16 protein-coding genes and 1 pseudogene are annotated in these 15,087 nt (G+C 38.9%); 8 read left to right on the top strand and 9 right to left on the bottom strand.

Going from position 1 to position 15,087, the window contains the following annotated elements; genetic code table 11:
* Window positions 1-64 precede the first annotated feature (64 nt).
* Complete coding sequence (locus ACXAFE_RS11515) at window positions 65-727, top strand: YkgJ family cysteine cluster protein (RefSeq protein ID WP_475152615.1); 663 nt, start codon at window positions 65-67, stop codon at window positions 725-727.
* A 187-nt stretch (window positions 728-914) separates the two neighbouring features.
* Here the strand turns inward: ACXAFE_RS11515 and ACXAFE_RS11510 are convergent, their stop codons facing one another.
* From ACXAFE_RS11510 to ACXAFE_RS11480, 7 genes and pseudogenes are all read right to left on the bottom strand, one after another.
* Window positions 915-1,235: a hypothetical protein gene (locus tag ACXAFE_RS11510; protein ID WP_475152612.1), complete on the bottom strand. Its 321-nt coding sequence runs from the start codon at window positions 1,233-1,235 to the stop codon at window positions 915-917.
* Complete coding sequence (locus ACXAFE_RS11505; RefSeq protein ID WP_475152609.1) at window positions 1,232-3,235, bottom strand: site-specific integrase; 2,004 nt, start codon at window positions 3,233-3,235, stop codon at window positions 1,232-1,234. The genes ACXAFE_RS11510 and ACXAFE_RS11505 overlap by 4 nt, the downstream gene beginning before the upstream one ends.
* A complete protein-coding gene (locus ACXAFE_RS11500; protein WP_475152602.1) occupies window positions 3,235-5,121 on the bottom strand; it encodes a hypothetical protein in 1,887 nt (628 codons plus the stop codon). Before ACXAFE_RS11500 ends, ACXAFE_RS11505 begins: the two co-directional genes overlap by 1 nt.
* Complete coding sequence (locus ACXAFE_RS11495; protein ID WP_475152596.1) at window positions 5,114-6,472, bottom strand: tyrosine-type recombinase/integrase; 1,359 nt, start codon at window positions 6,470-6,472, stop codon at window positions 5,114-5,116. Before ACXAFE_RS11495 ends, ACXAFE_RS11500 begins: the two co-directional genes overlap by 8 nt.
* A gap of 107 nt (window positions 6,473-6,579) precedes the next feature.
* A pseudogene (locus ACXAFE_RS11490) lies at window positions 6,580-6,840 on the bottom strand (secondary thiamine-phosphate synthase enzyme YjbQ); the annotation flags it as partial.
* 2 nt (window positions 6,841-6,842) lie between these two features.
* On the bottom strand, window positions 6,843-7,310 hold the full coding sequence (locus ACXAFE_RS11485) for a chemotaxis protein CheX (protein ID WP_475152591.1): 468 nt from the start codon (window positions 7,308-7,310) through the stop codon (window positions 6,843-6,845).
* Window positions 7,311-7,393: 83 nt separating this feature from the next.
* A complete protein-coding gene (locus ACXAFE_RS11480) occupies window positions 7,394-7,825 on the bottom strand; it encodes a transcriptional repressor (RefSeq protein ID WP_010561939.1) in 432 nt (143 codons plus the stop codon).
* Between the two features lie 151 nt (window positions 7,826-7,976).
* Here ACXAFE_RS11480 and dusA point away from each other — a divergent pair, with 151 nt between their 5' ends.
* The 7 genes from dusA to ACXAFE_RS11445 all read left to right on the top strand — a co-directional run bounded on the left by dusA (window position 7,977) and on the right by ACXAFE_RS11445 (window position 13,422).
* A complete protein-coding gene (gene dusA / locus ACXAFE_RS11475; RefSeq protein WP_475152585.1) occupies window positions 7,977-8,939 on the top strand; it encodes a tRNA dihydrouridine(20/20a) synthase DusA in 963 nt (320 codons plus the stop codon).
* A gap of 198 nt (window positions 8,940-9,137) precedes the next feature.
* Entirely contained in the window at window positions 9,138-9,299 is a 162-nt protein-coding gene (locus ACXAFE_RS11470) for a hypothetical protein (protein ID WP_157813504.1), read from the top strand.
* A gap of 895 nt (window positions 9,300-10,194) precedes the next feature.
* A complete protein-coding gene (pspA, locus tag ACXAFE_RS11465) occupies window positions 10,195-10,863 on the top strand; it encodes a phage shock protein PspA (RefSeq protein WP_475152577.1) in 669 nt (222 codons plus the stop codon).
* A gap of 8 nt (window positions 10,864-10,871) precedes the next feature.
* Window positions 10,872-11,078 (top strand): PspC domain-containing protein, encoded by a 207-nt coding sequence (locus ACXAFE_RS11460; RefSeq protein ID WP_010561936.1) that lies wholly within the window; start codon window positions 10,872-10,874, stop codon window positions 11,076-11,078.
* Between the two features lie 121 nt (window positions 11,079-11,199).
* Window positions 11,200-11,661: a copper chaperone PCu(A)C gene (locus ACXAFE_RS11455; RefSeq protein WP_475152569.1), complete on the top strand. Its 462-nt coding sequence runs from the start codon at window positions 11,200-11,202 to the stop codon at window positions 11,659-11,661.
* Window positions 11,662-11,669: 8 nt separating this feature from the next.
* On the top strand, window positions 11,670-12,653 hold the full coding sequence (locus tag ACXAFE_RS11450) for a DUF2333 family protein (RefSeq protein WP_100914034.1): 984 nt from the start codon (window positions 11,670-11,672) through the stop codon (window positions 12,651-12,653).
* A gap of 4 nt (window positions 12,654-12,657) precedes the next feature.
* The gene (locus ACXAFE_RS11445) at window positions 12,658-13,422 is read left to right on the top strand and encodes a TIGR04219 family outer membrane beta-barrel protein (RefSeq protein WP_054979544.1); all 765 of its coding nucleotides are present in this window, start codon (window positions 12,658-12,660) and stop codon (window positions 13,420-13,422) included.
* Between the two features lie 78 nt (window positions 13,423-13,500).
* Here ACXAFE_RS11445 and ACXAFE_RS11440 read toward each other — a convergent pair whose 3' ends face one another.
* A complete protein-coding gene (locus tag ACXAFE_RS11440; RefSeq protein ID WP_475152565.1) occupies window positions 13,501-14,382 on the bottom strand; it encodes a TIGR03899 family protein in 882 nt (293 codons plus the stop codon).
* The gene (locus tag ACXAFE_RS11435; protein ID WP_475152561.1) at window positions 14,372-14,905 is read right to left on the bottom strand and encodes an SRPBCC family protein; all 534 of its coding nucleotides are present in this window, start codon (window positions 14,903-14,905) and stop codon (window positions 14,372-14,374) included. The genes ACXAFE_RS11440 and ACXAFE_RS11435 overlap by 11 nt, the downstream gene beginning before the upstream one ends.
* Between the last annotated feature and the right edge of the window lie 182 nt (window positions 14,906-15,087).

Genomic DNA, 15,087 nt, shown 5'->3' with positions numbered 1-15,087 from the left:
AGTGCGCGATTGCAAATCAGCAATTTGCGCACTATTAAATTGTTAAAGTTCAAGGAGAGTTTGGGTGTTAAATCCACAGGAACAGTCGATAATACAAAAATTAGTTGTTACAACGCAGAAAGAATATAAAAATAAATTAAGAAGTAACAATAATAGTATTTACGCAATAAACCTTACCTCAGATCTTCATTCAAAGATTGATGATACTGTAAAAGAAGCGAAAAGCTTTGGTGTTCGCTTTGGATGTGAAAATGGTTGTAGTTATTGTTGCACTCTAAGAGTTGAAGCTCTAGCTCCTGAAATATTCTACATTGCTAAAAAATTAAAAAGCACTCTACCTAGCGAAAAATTATCAAGGCTAATTGAAGATCTTAATGCGTATTCTGCTAAGGCCGAAGGTTTATCACAAATAGAACATCAAATTCCATGTCCCATGTTAGCTGACGGCAAATGTACTATTTACGAGTTCAGACCAGCTATGTGTAGAAAGTTTAACTCTCTTGATGCTGAAGTTTGCAAAGACCCTTTTGCTGAAGTGCCAGAACACAAAGGTGTTGCTATGAAAAGTGCTGCTAAAATGCACGGAGTAATGGCAGCATATGCAAATAAAAAGTTATCGGCTGATCCTCATGAATTAGGTCAAGCCTTGTATATTGCACTCACAGATAAAAGTGCAGAAAAAAAATGGTTCAAAGGTGCAAGTCTATTTGCTCCATTACCAGAGTAAATGAACTCTAACAAGCCATTACAGTAGCGGGACTGCTAACAGCTTGCTCGGTTCCGCTTCGCTTCACATTTTAGCAAGCTATTATCAGCCCCTGAATGGGGCGTTACGAATGACAGTTGTTGGCACATATGTGACTGTCAGATTTGATCGAATTCTACTATTCAAATTTGACAGTTCAAGTTAAGGCCTATTTATGTAAAGTCTTCAAAAGCATCAGATTTTCAGCAAGAACTGCTTCATATTTCTCTCGGTATTCGAGCACTTTTTGTTTTTCTTTCGATAGCTTTGCTTCAAGTTCGAGAATTGCTGAAGGCTTTGATTCTTTCGCTCGATCAATTTCGGAAATCAGGGCTTTAAAGATAGGTCTAGATCTTTTAATGCTTCCTTTTTTTCGCCCTGCTTCGATTGCTACTGCATCATTCGTGATCTTGGTGCCTTTTGGAACATTTATAGGCGTACCAGATTTTAGACGTTCTAGTGCCTCGAAATAGTCTAGAATAGCGCTCATTGCCTTCTCCTAATATAGTTTTGCATTCTTTTAAGATCGAGTAACTGTTCATGCTCAAACTTGTATTCAATTGAAGATGGTTGAAGGGTTTTAACAAAAGACTCAAAGTGGGTTATTGTGTTTTCAAGCTTACTAGGTTTAATGACCGCTTTATCACAATCTACACAAGCAGAAACTGCTCGCAAAGCTCTTTTGTTACATTGAGTTGTTGAAAGGCATGCTCCTAAAGGAGTAGGGGTGTAAGCTATTAGCCCCTGTTTAAACTTTTTTATTATTTCTTCACGTTTAACAATATAGGGATTTTTTATATTTTCTCCTTTGTAGTACTTTTCAATATATCTCCCTGACGTTCCCTCTAATCTCTCTGTAGAGCCTAATATGTCCTTTATAAAAATTAATGCATCAGCAACGGGTTTTACACTGTTGATTTCCGCTATGAAATGCTCCTTGTTGTCTTGCATAAAGAAACTCAGTTGTGCGCCGGAGCCTTTCGCATAAAACAGCGTCATCTGGTTAGTTAAATGTTTTAGCTGTTGTTTTAACGAAGGTAGAGAGACCAATCCAGATTGGGCTATGTAAAAAGCTAAGCTACGCCTGAACTGGTGTGTAGCCAGAGGCCAAGTTTTTCCTAATTTATATTTCTCTTCTATGGACCAATTTCTCGTTGGACATAACATATTCAGCTCGGCTAAGTCTTCTTCTTGAATTACTAAATCTCCCTCAAAAAGCAGCAATAGCTTCGCAAGTTCCTGGCTTGATTGAAATGAGCTGACAGAATCAGTATCGATAGAAAAGAAAGTACGGCCAATATGGCTGACGTTTGTGAATAGGTAGAGTGAATTCGGGTTATTTATATTGCAGGCCTCTGCGACTGAAGCTGTGATCCGCTTACAAAGATTTATTCCATTGATGGCTTCTGGTGCAATGATCCACCTAGATTTTTTAGCGGACCTTGATAGCTTTGTGGTTATTCCTTCAAGAAAGTAAAATTTTTTACCATCATATGTATCCTCTTTTAGACAGTCATATTTCAAAGATATGACCTCGCTCCTTCTCATCCCTGAATATAAATGGACTTGAATTCTAACAATATTTTGGATTAATTTTATGAAGCTGGAGAGCTGTGCCATCGACTTCACATTGAAATGATTAAAGAGCACAGCTAATTGGAATTCGCCAACTGCTTTGTTAAAAGTCGGACGGTAATTTCTGGGTTTCCCGCAGTTATTTGCTTCAAAGTATTCATACTGTGTTGTTTCTGATCTCCCTAGCAGGCGATCGCGTTGGACAGTATCAATAAAGTTAAGCAGGTTATCTTTATGTTCTAATATAAGTTCAAGTTTACTATTTAATACCGTGATAACTCTAGAATATAGCCTTGAGGGAATAACTGCTGTCTGAACTATTTCCTCGTAGTTCTTAGGTGTATGGTGTGCAAGAAAAAGTACAAACTCTTTATCTATAGGTTTAAGTCCAGTTCGTTTTTCCCCTAGAGTAATCAAGCAACTTAATAAGCAAGGAAAAATTCTCAGAGCTTTCGCTGGAAAGGAGGAAAGTTCATTTTTCATAAGGCTTTCGCTTTGAATGAAATCAAAGAGTGAGTATTCCTTATGCTCAATAGTTTTCAGTATCGTCCTAATTAATACGGAGTAAGCAATCACTGTGGCCACAGATTTTATACTATTGTTTCCCTGATTTGGCGCTAGGTAGATGATTATGAATATCAACCATTTGTAACACTCTACGTTTTTTTCATACGTATCATTATCTTTAGTACTCCATGATTTAAAATGGATTCTAGTGTTTCCAAGGAGAGTTAATTTGTATGGTGATAAGTCCCAGCAATCATCACCATATTTTGATAAAACCTTCCCGTCCTCCTCTCGACTAATTACAAATTCATTTGTTGGTCTAGGGTATTCAGATATGCTTTTTAGCATAGGGTTGTAGTTGTCAGGTTCACCGCCTATTTCGTAAATACTGGATTGGTAAGTTGGCATTAAATTGCTCCAATTGATGAGAGAAGATCTAATTTTTTCTGCCAGTAAGGAGAGAGGTCTTCGCGGCTAATCATTTTTTTTATTTCATCTAAGTCATCATTACTTATCAACTGCTTATTTATGGCTTCATTGACTAGCTCATCAACCCTAAAAAGCACCTCTGAAAACAGTTCGTCAAAATGCTCTTTAGAGCTAGCTAATTGTTTTGTCTCTAGGATTACGTACTTCATACTCAATAATTTATGAATATCTTCTTTATCGGCGTGGTAAGCATAATGCTCGCAGAATAAGCAGAGCTCAAAAGATTTACAGTCTGGCTTAATTGAAGAGTGGCTAGTTTCTGGGTTGTTTAAATCAGTGCAATTCCCTGACGGTGTTGGTGTAGCCACAAGCTCTGCGCGATGGACTAGTCTTTCATAGAATTTTTGAAATTCTTGTGTGGCGATCCCAATTGAAACATTTCCATAGCTTTTTAGGAGAGTTGTAGGTGTGTTCTGGAGTAGTTCGGATGTTGTTTTTATATCTCCCTGAGTTTGTTCTAATGCTTTGACACCTTTGTATGCTCTCCAACCCCTGGGAGGAATCGGTTTACATCCTAGCAGAGGACCTAATTGCTTTCTTGTTAGATCAGTTAGGTAGTCTCGATTCATTCCCTTGAGGGTAATTTTTCCATTGAAGTGACATACAAATAGTTTGGGGTAATAGCTTCCATCGAGAATGAAATTTCTCAGCTTCAAGAAAAGCTTGAAAGTCGGGAGAAATGTGCTGGTTATTTCGAAATTCTGGGTTTTGCCTCCAGCACGGTGTTTTATGGTCTTAAAGCCTTGGCTTGTATTTTTTGTTATGAACTCTTCGGACCAAGTCATATTGAAAGCTTGTTTTGAGTTCATCCCAGTATTTGCTAGAAACAAATTGTAAAAAGCTGCTTGAGCGTAGTTGAATAAGAAAATACGAATGTAATGTCGTGGGGTCGTATTTACTTGATGCTTTAGAGTTATTGCATTTTTGACGGCGGTTTGCGCAGAATATTTTTTCCTGGCTCCATCGTAAAAGTGCTCTATTTCTTCGGGTTGTGAAATCCGTCCATTAGTGTAGTCGTATGCATAATATTTCTTTGGCCAGTTTTGCCTTGATTTGAGCATTGCATCAGTAGCGAAAATTTTTTTTTGCGGCATCAGCCAAATTGAGTGACTTGCAAGTTCTAATAAGTAAGGCATAGGCATTTGGTTAATTAGAATAGAAGATACTTGTTTCAAGATTAGTTCGTAGCACTTGAGTTGATACATCACGTCTTCATTCAGTGGCGAGATTGTTGAGTTGACCGAACTCATGTTCTTTTTAAGTAGAACAATGCCTTCAATGAGCATTGATTGATCTACACCTAGGCTGGAAGCAAGCCATTTAATTGCATAGTTTTGATTAGTAACAGCGGTCAAGATGCTTCTGGAATGTGTCCTAAGAAGTCTTTTCTGATATTCAATAAAAGCAACTACAGTAGTATTTGCATTTTTTACATCGCTAAAAAAAAGGCTGTTTCCAGAGCTGTCACACCAATCAATAAAGCGTTCGAAATTTTTTAGCTCTTGAATTAGGGAGGGCTCTTTTTTTCCTGAGCTAAGCTCAATGATTATCTTATCAAGCAAGCTCTCTATTCTTAGTTTTCTATGGCTCAGAAGACTGTCAAAGCGAACGAGTCTTCGGTTAGAGTTTTCTCTTTGGCGGTTTTGATAACACCATGCTCCAATGTCTAGGGGGTTGGCTAGACTTTCAAATTTAATAGCTAGTGTTGAGTAATCAAAAATATTTACAGTGTCCGAAAGTGCCCCTTGGATCAGATCTTTGATGTTGATTACCGTTAATTTTCGGTTATTAAAACCATTAGGCATTGTCGGCTAGTTCCCTAAGGAAGTTTTCATAGTTGTTTTGCGCTTGGGTTAGGTGCTTATTTTTGACGCGGTAATTAAGGTAGCCCTCGGTTGTTTCAAGCTTTTGGTGACCCATTCGCTCTCGAACTAGCATTAGTAAGTCAAATCGAGAAATGTCACCTTGCTCTAAGTTATCAGTAAATTGCTCTATCAAGTTAAGTCCAAATGTAGCTCTTAGATCATGAAATCTAAATTTAAAATCATGTCCTATCTTTTGAAGTTCTGTAGATAAAGTCGCTTTTATGAATTGTCTGATAGCATCCCCCCGTGGAGGGGATCTATATGACGCTATTTGAGGGTCCTTCTCAGAGATGTAATAAGGTTTTCCACTTTTGGTTAAAAACAAATATTGGGATTGTTCATCATCTTTATAATGCGGAGAGTTAGCTTTACGGTTGATAGCTCTTGGAGATTGCGCATAAGTAATCAGCTTTTCCATCACCCATAGAGGGATAAAGATAGTCATACGTTTGTTAAACTTAGTTTCGACTAATGTGGAGTTGCCTGCATGTACTATACAGAGGCCCATATATGTATTCGATAAGCTTAAGTCTCCGCGCCTTATAGTACATACGCTCTGAATTCTAGCTCCAGAAGTCAGGGCAATTAGAAAGATGAGAGTCATTTCAATATTTCCACACGCGTTTAAAGCAATGGCTAGACTTCGTTGCTCCGATTTTGTTAGAGGTTTTAGTTTTCCGCCGTCATTAATGCCATCAGTTGCATATTGCTCCTGCACTCTAAGCGATAGATCTGTTTTTATTACTGATTTAGATTGAGAGAAGCCAAAGTTGTCATGGAAAGCAATAAACCTTTCGGACTCGTTCCAAGGAGGATACTCAGGTTGAAATGTTGGTTGCTTTAGTAGCCAACGATAAAAGCCGATAATGCTACTCATTTTTCGTTTGGCTGTACTGGTAGCTATGTTCATATTTCTGATTTCTTCAACCAAATAGGCTCTAAATCTGTAAGTGGGTCTGTTTATTCTTCGCTTGGGGAAAAAGTCATGACTAATTCCTTCAGTATCAAGAAACCGTTTAAACGTTACTAGATCGTTTGCGATTGACTCTAAGGTTTTTGGGCTGGGGGTATTGATATTCTCTAGTTTACTAAGTAGATAAAGATTTGCTGGAGGCCAAGGAATTCCGGACTCTGTAATAATTACAGGAAAGTGGGAGTAGCTAGCAATAGGGAAGTTATCAGCTTCAGCTTTTTCAACTGTGAAGGAGGAGTTATCAAAAGCAAGGTTGCTTTTTATCTTGGGTTTATAGAGCGTCAACACACGTAACACTACTTTTGAGACTGCGGACATTAGCGGCCTTAAAGTGGATTGTTAATCTAGTCAGTCTAGTGCAAGGCTAAAGGTTGTCCATTTTTTGAACTTCTAATATTCGCTAAAGTTAATTAACTATAGTGTACATCATCACCTTCGTAATCATGTTGATAATAACTTTGACCTTGCGGTACAAATTTATTGAAATGAGTTTCCATATCAATACGCACGGTTGGATCGGCGTTTTCGTTAATCGTTAAACTAGCAGATGTATGCTGTATAAATAGGTGCAGTATGCCAATGCGATAATTGCGCAGTTCAGCAAGGTGACGCGTAATTTCAGCGTCTATTAAATGAAAACCTCGCGCACGAGGTTTTAATTGAAAGCTTTTTTGTTGCCAACTCATGATTATAGTTTGTCGAAACAAACCTCAATATGTGCTGCACCGAAATCCGAAGAAAACGGCATAATAAGTTTAGGACCTTCACATTTATGCGTAATAGTGTGGTCTTTACCTGATACAACAACGGGCGTTGCCATATCAAATTCGTAGCCCTTGTCGCCTAGTAAGTTTTTAGCACCACCGGCAACCATATTGGTAATTTCACCAACCATGTCGGTGACTTCTTCATTTATTTTTTCAGGGCGTTCACCGAGCATACGCTCCATAATAGTCATGGCGAGTTCGCCATCAAAGGTAATAGACAAAGAGCCTTTTGTTTGTGGGCCCACCATGCCGATTAAGCCTGATACATCGCCAACAGCCACTTCTGTTTTCTTTATTTTGGGCTTGCCCGGCGTCAGATCTGTTTGTGCCATTGTTGATAACACATTGAGTAAAGAAGAAATAAATGGGTTTATGAATTCTACATTCATGTTTTAGTCCGGTTCCGTTTTTAGGCGTATAACATCTATAATTCAAGAATGAAGTTGCGATTTTTGCAAACTAATTCTGATATTTATTGACACTTAGCGCAAATACCACGCGCTTCAATCGTTTGAGTTACAACTTTAAAACCCAAATCTGTCGCTTGATTGTTCAGCTCGTGCGCAATTGCGTGAGAATGAAGCTCTTCAACATGGCCGCATTTTTCGCAAATGAGTAACTGAACTGGATGAGTATGTTCAAAATGATGGCACAGCATAAATGCATTAGTGCTTTCAATTTTGTGAATAAAGCCCATTTCGGCTAAGAAATCGAGCGCTCTATAGATTGTAGCTGGTTTTGCATTAGGCTCAGTTTGCTTTAATTGCTCTAGCAAATCATAAGCGCCAACACCTGATTGAGTGCCAGCCAATAAGCGAAAAACTTTCTCGCGAATTGTCGTAAAGCGAACCCCTTTGTCGTTGCAAACGACTTTTGCTTTTTCTGTTAATGCTTCAACTGTCATAAAATTGTTCCTCGATATCAAAGTCATCTTACCACAATCAATTTAACTATTTGTAGTTAAGTCTTTATGCAAATCCGTCTTTTATGAATATAAATTGAGCAAAGGCGAAAAATCGAGTAGAATCGCGACCCCATATTTACTGAGGTGTAGCGTGAATAGACGTTTTTCTGTAGCCCCAATGCTCGATTGGACAGATAGGCATTGTCGTACTTTCCATCGACAATTAACAAAGCATTCAGTGTTGTACACTGAAATGATTACAACTGGTGCAATTATTTTTGGCAAAGGTGACTATTTACATTTTGGCCAACATGAGCAACCAGTGGCATTACAATTGGGTGGTTCCGATCCAAAAGCATTAGCAGAATGCGCAAAACGTGCAGACCAGTTTGGTTATCAAGAGATTAATTTAAACGTCGGGTGCCCATCTGATCGTGTGCAAAATGGTCGCTTTGGTGCCTGTTTGATGGCTGAACCTCAGTTGGTGGCTGAATGTATTTCGGCGATGAAAGCTGAAACAGACGTACCTGTTACCGTTAAAACGCGTATCGGAATCGACGAGCAAGACTCATACGAGTTCTTAACGGCATTAATTGATGCTAATTATAATGTGGGTTGTCGTGATTTTATCATCCATGCACGTAAAGCGTGGTTACAAGGTTTAAGCCCGAAAGAAAACCGTGAAATCCCGCCGCTCGATTATGAGCGTGTTTATCAACTTAAGCGTGATTTTAGTGATTGTCATATTTCACTAAACGGTGGCGTAAAAACCATTGATGAATGTTTAACACACTTACAGCATATTGATGGTGTAATGGTTGGACGTGAAGCATATGCCAATCCATATATGCTGGCTGAAGTTGATAAGCTAATTTATGGTGATGAGCAAAGTACAATGTTGACTCGCCACCAAGTGGTGCGCAATATGTTTGATTATATAGAATCAGAAATGACACAAGGTGCAAATTTTTGGCATGTTGTAAGGCATATGCTGGGTATTTTCCAAGGCCAGCCAGGAGCACGTTCATACCGTCGTCATCTTTCTGAAAATGGTCATAAAAAAGATGCCCAAATTTCATTACTGGAAGAAGCGCTGGCGTTTGTTCCTGAGTAATATCCCGAAATAGGGAAACCCCAATTCCGTATTTGGGAAAATTAAAAGCTAAATATTGGTTAAATTAACCAGTGTTTGGCTTTTTTTTTATTTGTTAGACTGGTGTTTTTTATTATTTTCTTTTAAATCAAATGATTATGTTTTTGGCATGCTCTTTGTTATGTATTACGTACGATTCTTAATATTTAACCGAACGTTATGTTAGCAAAAATAGTTACTACAGCGTTGTTACTGATCAGTTTACTTCTGCAATCTGTACTTGCAACGCAAGCAGAGCAACAAGCGCAGCTTGAGCAGGTGTGTGAGCAAGTACCGAGTGTGGCTAACTTATTGCAATTGAAGTGCGAAAAAGGAGCTTAAAATGTTGGACTTACTTGATTTATTTAGCCTGTTTTTATTACCAGTTGTTAGTTTATTAGTGACAGTGGGTGTGTGGCACGGATTTATTGGGCAACGTGGTCAAACTCTTTTTAAATAATTAACCTGCGGCTTTATTTCATATTTAAGCTCGTAATCTTTTTTAATCCTTAATCTGCGAATTTCTCCCCTTTTGGGGCAGCTCTAATACGTTTGGAATTACACCTGACGTTTTAGCCATTACATATACCTTCTCTATAGAAGCTTGTTTGCAATTAATCCCGTTGTTGATGCATTCAATAGCGTTATCAATAGTGCGTTATTTACTTAGTTGCGGTCGTAATTTTTAATTGATTGTTATCGTAAAACAGTGCCTTGTAATCTTTTTGATTTAATCCTCTACTTAGCGCTAGCTTTAAAATAACGCGCTTAAATCTTCGTAGAATGTTAGAACGTGTTGCTCTTTGTTGCCTATTTCTGCAGCAGTTTGTTTGCCCCTTAGATAAGGCAGAGTGACTGCAGTGTAGCACTCTACATAAATGAACGATAACGCAGTATAAAAGCCAAACAAGCGCTGCCCAACAGGTTCAACCCAAAGCTTTTTGCTCTTTGTTGTTGCTTCTTGACTTAGCCCGCTAAGCCTACAAAGCAACGCCGCGATCAAAAATCTTTGGATTTGAACAGAATTTAGACCACAAAGGTCAACACGCTCTGGTTAAATAAAATTTTAATTATTAGTTAAATTAACCAATATTGTGGTTAATTTAACTACTTCAAAACGTCCCATAAACTTAGGTTGATTTTAAGTGTTTGTATTTACTGCTTTTGTTTGTTTTGGCACAATGATTGGAATGGATAACTGTAAGAGAAAAATATCAGTCATCAACAGGAGAGAGTTATGGGCATTTTTACTCGATTAACCGACATTATCCAAGCAAATGTATCAGCAGCCTTAGACCGTGCAGAAGATCCAGAAAAACTAGTGCGCCTAATGGTACAAGAAATGGAAGAAGCGCTAGTAGAGTTACGTACTACATCGGCAAGCTTGATAGCTGAAAAGAAAACACTGCAGCGCAAGTTAACCAAACAGCAATCATCAGCAGACTATTGGCATGCTCAAGCTGAAAAAGCATTGCAAAAAGAGCGTGAAGATCTTGCGAAAGCAGCACTTGCTGAAAAGCAAAAAGCAAATAAAGAAATCGATGGGATTCAACCAGAAATTGATCGTATTGATGAAGTGCTAAGTAAAGTTGCGCAAGATAGTAATTCATTGCATCAAAAGCTAACGCAAGCAAAGGGTAAACTAAAAGAGTACCAAATTCGTTCGCAGTCAGCAGAAGTTAGAGTGAAAGCTAAATCACAGCTTCATAGTGAGCAAATTGACCGGGCGCTAGAGCGTTTTAACGAAATCGAATACAAAGTGGACCGCATTGAAGCACAAATTGAGTCTTACGAAGTAACTCAGAGTTCGAACCTTAAAACGCAGTTTGACGAGTTAGAAAAAGACGATGCACTAGATGAAGAGCTAGCAGCATTGAAAGCGCAAGTTGCTAAAAAAGCAGCGTAGGAGGGGTTATGAAATCTCATATACATAACGGCAGTTTTTACAAAGACAGACTAAACAAAAAAGTGTCGGGCGTGTGCGCAGGTCTTGCTCTTGGTAATAGTTTACCAATCTGGAGTGTAAGATTAGCTGCAGTGGCAGCGTTGTTGGTTTTTCCTGTCGCAACTTTGCTCGCTTATTTTGTTGCAGCAACAGTACTGCCAGCACGCTATTATTAATTTTTTACTCAGGGGGGCTGGACCTAACCGCTCCCCCTAAAATTTACAATAATTAATAATTTTCAGGTACTTTTTGCATCTTCCTCTGTAGTATACTGAATCAAAGCATGGAGGGATTTTGATGTTTAAGCGCTATCTATTAATTATTATTTCAGTTTTTTCTTTTTCACTTGCAGCCAATCAAATTACAGTATCTGACTTTACTGTTCGCGAGTTTATTCCCGGAGCGCCATCAAGCGTTGGGTATTTTCAGCTTGCTAATCACACGAACCAAGATCAAGTGCTTACTTCAGTCAGCATTGAAAAATTGGGTCGTGTTGAGATCCATAATCATGTGCAGAAAAATGGCATGATGAGTATGGTTAAACTAGAAAAATTGCCAATCGACGCACATTCTACAGCGATGTTTCAATCAGGTGGTTTGCACCTTATGCTGTTTTCACCTAAATCTAAATTAATTAAAGGTGAATCGCTAAGTGCTACATTTAATTTTGCATCTGGTTTAACGGTAAACGGTAAAGCGACGGTTGTAGGCATTAATGAAAGCGTTGAGAATGCGCATCAGCATCACCACCATCACTAGGAGGGGATATGCAACATAAAGGTAAAATTGCAGCTGCGGTTGCATTTGTTTTCTTATTTTTTTATCTAATCGCGGTTTATTGGAGTATTGAACCCGATATATTTAACGTGCAAGAGCGCGCTGAAAATGCGGCTAAACAAGAACAGCAGCAAGTGGTTACTGGTTACGTTACTACAACTGCCGTAATTGAAGTTGCCAGCACATTGTTAGATAAGCCAGGTGGCTATTTAACTAATGATGTAATGCCACCTTCAGTAATGATGGATAACATGCCGTCATGGGAATTTGGTGTGTTGGAAATGACCCGTGATATCACGTTGGCAATGCGTAAAGATTTTAGTCGCTCTCAGTCTCAATCAACGGAACACCCTGAGCTTAAAGCTGCACAGCCGCAGTTTAATATCAATTCAACCGCATGGATTTTACCAAGTGCGGAAGATGAGTATCAAAAGGGTATAGACGCATTAATTCGTTACCGTAAAGATATCGCAAATCCGGTAGATTCTAGCGCGCAATTTTATGCACGAGCTGACAATTTACGTGCCTACCTAAAAGAGGTGGAAAAGCGTTTAGGTAGTTTAAGCATGCGTTTAAGCAGTAGCGTAGGGCAAGATAAAATTAACACTGATCTTGCCGGTGATACAGCTGCGCGTCGCGCAAGTTATGCGCCATCACACCAATTGGTTAAAACGCCTTGGTTAGAAATCGATAATGTATTATATGAAGCACGCGGTGCGAGTTGGGCGCTGTTACATTTTTTTGCGGCCATTGAAACCGACTTTGCCGATGTGTTAGAAAAGAAAAATGCACGTGTTAGCGTTAAACAAATTATGCGCGAATTGGAAGCAACACAAGAAACAGTTTGGAGCCCAATGGTGTTAAACGGCAGTGGCTTTGGTTTTGTCGCAAATCACTCATTAGTAATGGCAAATTATTTATCGCGCGCGAATGCCGCGATTATTGAATTATCAGAATTACTCTCTCAGGGATAACTTAATGAAAAAAATGATGTTTGGTGCAGCACTAATTGCTGCCGCAATGGTACCACAGGCTAAAGCAGACACTTTGTTAGGCCTGTATGTTGGTGGTGATTATTGGGCTGCACAAACCGATGGTGCGCTAGGTACGTCGAGCGATATGCAAAGCTTCAATTTTGAAGATAAAGAATACGGCAGTTACTATGCTGCGCTTGAGCACCCAATCCCGCTAGTACCAAATGTAAAATTAAAATACACCCAATTAGAATTAGCAGCCGATGCCAATTTAAACACTTCGTTTGGCTTTGGTGACAAAGTATTTAAAGTTAACTCAACAGTTACAGGCGACAGTGATTTAAGCCATGTTGATTACGTACTTTATTACGAAATCTTCGATAACGACTTGGTGTCGATTGATTTAGGCTTATCTGCTAAACAGTTTGATGGCTATGTAGCGGTTAAAGGCGATCAACAAGGGTCAAACTTTGGTGAAGAGTCGGTTGATTTTAATGGTTTTATTCCTATGGCTTATGGTGCTGTGCAGTTTGGTTTACCGTTTACGGGATTAAGCGCATTTGCTGAAGGCCAGCTATTAGCAATTGGTGATAGCAAAATTCAAGATTATCAAGTAGGTGTTGCGTGGGAGTTTATCGATAATATGGCGGTGGATGTTGCTATTAAAGCAGGTTACCGTGCAATGTTACTTGAACTAGATGACGTTGATGATATTTACACAGATATCGACGTTGATGGTGTATTTGCGGGCTTACAAATCCACTTCTAATAGAATACCCGTATCTGAATTTGGTTTACGCTAGTAAATATCTGGGTTTACCAAGTTCATACTATAGTTTTGCCAGCGTTAACTGTTGGCAAAACTCACATCAAAGCTCTTATCTAATGCTTTTTTCAGGCACTCTAAATATTGATTACTGAGTTTATTGCTGGTTAATCGCGCTAGCGAAAACCCTGTTTGGGTAAACTTATAGTAAGTTAAAATACAGCCTTGACGTTTAGCTGTTAGGGTTAAAGTACCGTTGGCAAAGCTTAATGTTTGGCTTTCGCCTCGTTCAAATGCTTTAGATTCAATCTCTTGCTGATAAATTAACTCAATGTCGATAAGTGTTAAAATATCGGGATAGTTGAGTCCGGCGCTACTTAAGTTCACGTAGTTTTTTTTATGCGGATTTAAAAAGTTAAGCAAACTTGGCGCAAGATAGCTGCCGGTAATTATTTGGTGAAACCCATCGCTTGCCGATTTACCCGCACACCCTGTTGCCAATTGTAATACGTCAGCTTCTTTTGGCGTGATGTGTTTAAGCGTGATCAAACTCTTATACGAAAATGATCCCGGATTAATCACTTCACCAGCAAGTACTTTCGCCCATAGCTTTTGAATATTGCTATTACTAGTATCTTCGGCCAGTTCTAAAAAGCGCTCAATCCAATCAGGGTCCGGCTCACCTTGTGAGGTTACAGGCGGGCAGTAGTGTTGTGCTAATCCAAGAATCGATTCAATATTTGTCTGTTTTCGAACGAGTGCAAGCTTACGGCGTTTTTGTGCGCGTTGCAGTGTGCTTTCGGTGCTATTGTAATTTGGTAGTGGATTAAGGGTCTTAGAAACACTGTCTTGTTCAAGGTGTTTTGATGCTTGCTCTGCGTTTACTTTATTGTGTTCTACACCCACTTTGCTTTTAATTATCTTTGCAAGGTGTTGTTGTGCCGTAATCGGTTTAATTGGCATCTTGTTGTTCCATCTTTTGACTTTTGCAAAGCGAGTTTAAATTTCGTAACCCTAAATCAATCGCGTCCTGCATTTTATATCTGTGGTATTGAGTTAATAAACTACCCACTAGCGGGGTATTAATGCCACCTTCAATAGCCCAGCTTATTTGTAATTTATTGGCAAATGGCTTGGCAACAAAGTGACCAATATTAGTATGGTGGTCAATAATACTGGTGTAAGAAATGCTGTTATTACTAATCGCTGTTACCGTCATTTCACCAATGCGCTCGCCGCTTTGCCACTTTAAATAGGCGCCAATCTTATTACTGTTAGCAAGCTCTAACTCTTGCCATGTTTTTTCGTACGTTGCCCACGGTGTCCACAAGTGCCACTTAGCTAAATCCAACACCCAGCTTTGAAATTGCGGTTGCTGACAGTGACTTGTTATGGTTTTTTCAATGGTATAGCGATTTGGCAATAAAGCGCTGGTTATTGCAATTACCAAAACTATGCTAAACAAGGTGCGAATTAAGTACCGCATTTGGCTCCGTATTTTCAGAAAACACTATAGTTATCATAGTATTTTTAAACATTCTAATTAATAGTCTATACTAGGTAAGTGGCTGATGCTAACGTTGCTTTAGTAATGAGAACAACTGGCTAGTGGATAGCAAGTTTAACCAATAAGAAAAAATATATAGTGACCAGAGAAAGAGTTCAAAG

The organism is Pseudoalteromonas sp. ABV4_021 (assembly GCF_056159365.1).
Note: the sequence above shows the minus strand (reverse complement) of the source record. Positions and strands in the feature narration are given on the sequence as shown.

Excerpts from the sequence above, each read along its gene's own strand:
- ACXAFE_RS11510 (WP_475152612.1), bottom strand. The coding sequence starts at position 1,235 with ATGAGCGCTATTCTAGACTATTTCGAGGCACTAGAACGTCTAAAATCT.
- ACXAFE_RS11505 (WP_475152609.1), bottom strand. The coding sequence starts at position 3,235 with ATGCCAACTTACCAATCCAGTATTTACGAAATAGGCGGTGAACCTGAC.
- ACXAFE_RS11500 (WP_475152602.1), bottom strand. The coding sequence starts at position 5,121 with ATGCCTAATGGTTTTAATAACCGAAAATTAACGGTAATCAACATCAAA.
- ACXAFE_RS11495 (WP_475152596.1), bottom strand. The coding sequence starts at position 6,472 with ATGTCCGCAGTCTCAAAAGTAGTGTTACGTGTGTTGACGCTCTATAAA.
- ACXAFE_RS11485 (WP_475152591.1), bottom strand. The coding sequence starts at position 7,310 with ATGAATGTAGAATTCATAAACCCATTTATTTCTTCTTTACTCAATGTG.
- ACXAFE_RS11480 (WP_010561939.1), bottom strand. The coding sequence starts at position 7,825 with ATGACAGTTGAAGCATTAACAGAAAAAGCAAAAGTCGTTTGCAACGAC.
- ACXAFE_RS11470 (WP_157813504.1), top strand. The coding sequence starts at position 9,138 with ATGTTAGCAAAAATAGTTACTACAGCGTTGTTACTGATCAGTTTACTT.
- pspA (WP_475152577.1), top strand. The coding sequence starts at position 10,195 with ATGGGCATTTTTACTCGATTAACCGACATTATCCAAGCAAATGTATCA.
- ACXAFE_RS11460 (WP_010561936.1), top strand. The coding sequence starts at position 10,872 with ATGAAATCTCATATACATAACGGCAGTTTTTACAAAGACAGACTAAAC.
- ACXAFE_RS11455 (WP_475152569.1), top strand. The coding sequence starts at position 11,200 with ATGTTTAAGCGCTATCTATTAATTATTATTTCAGTTTTTTCTTTTTCA.
- ACXAFE_RS11450 (WP_100914034.1), top strand. The coding sequence starts at position 11,670 with ATGCAACATAAAGGTAAAATTGCAGCTGCGGTTGCATTTGTTTTCTTA.
- ACXAFE_RS11445 (WP_054979544.1), top strand. The coding sequence starts at position 12,658 with ATGAAAAAAATGATGTTTGGTGCAGCACTAATTGCTGCCGCAATGGTA.
- ACXAFE_RS11440 (WP_475152565.1), bottom strand. The coding sequence starts at position 14,382 with ATGCCAATTAAACCGATTACGGCACAACAACACCTTGCAAAGATAATT.
- ACXAFE_RS11435 (WP_475152561.1), bottom strand. The coding sequence starts at position 14,905 with ATGCGGTACTTAATTCGCACCTTGTTTAGCATAGTTTTGGTAATTGCA.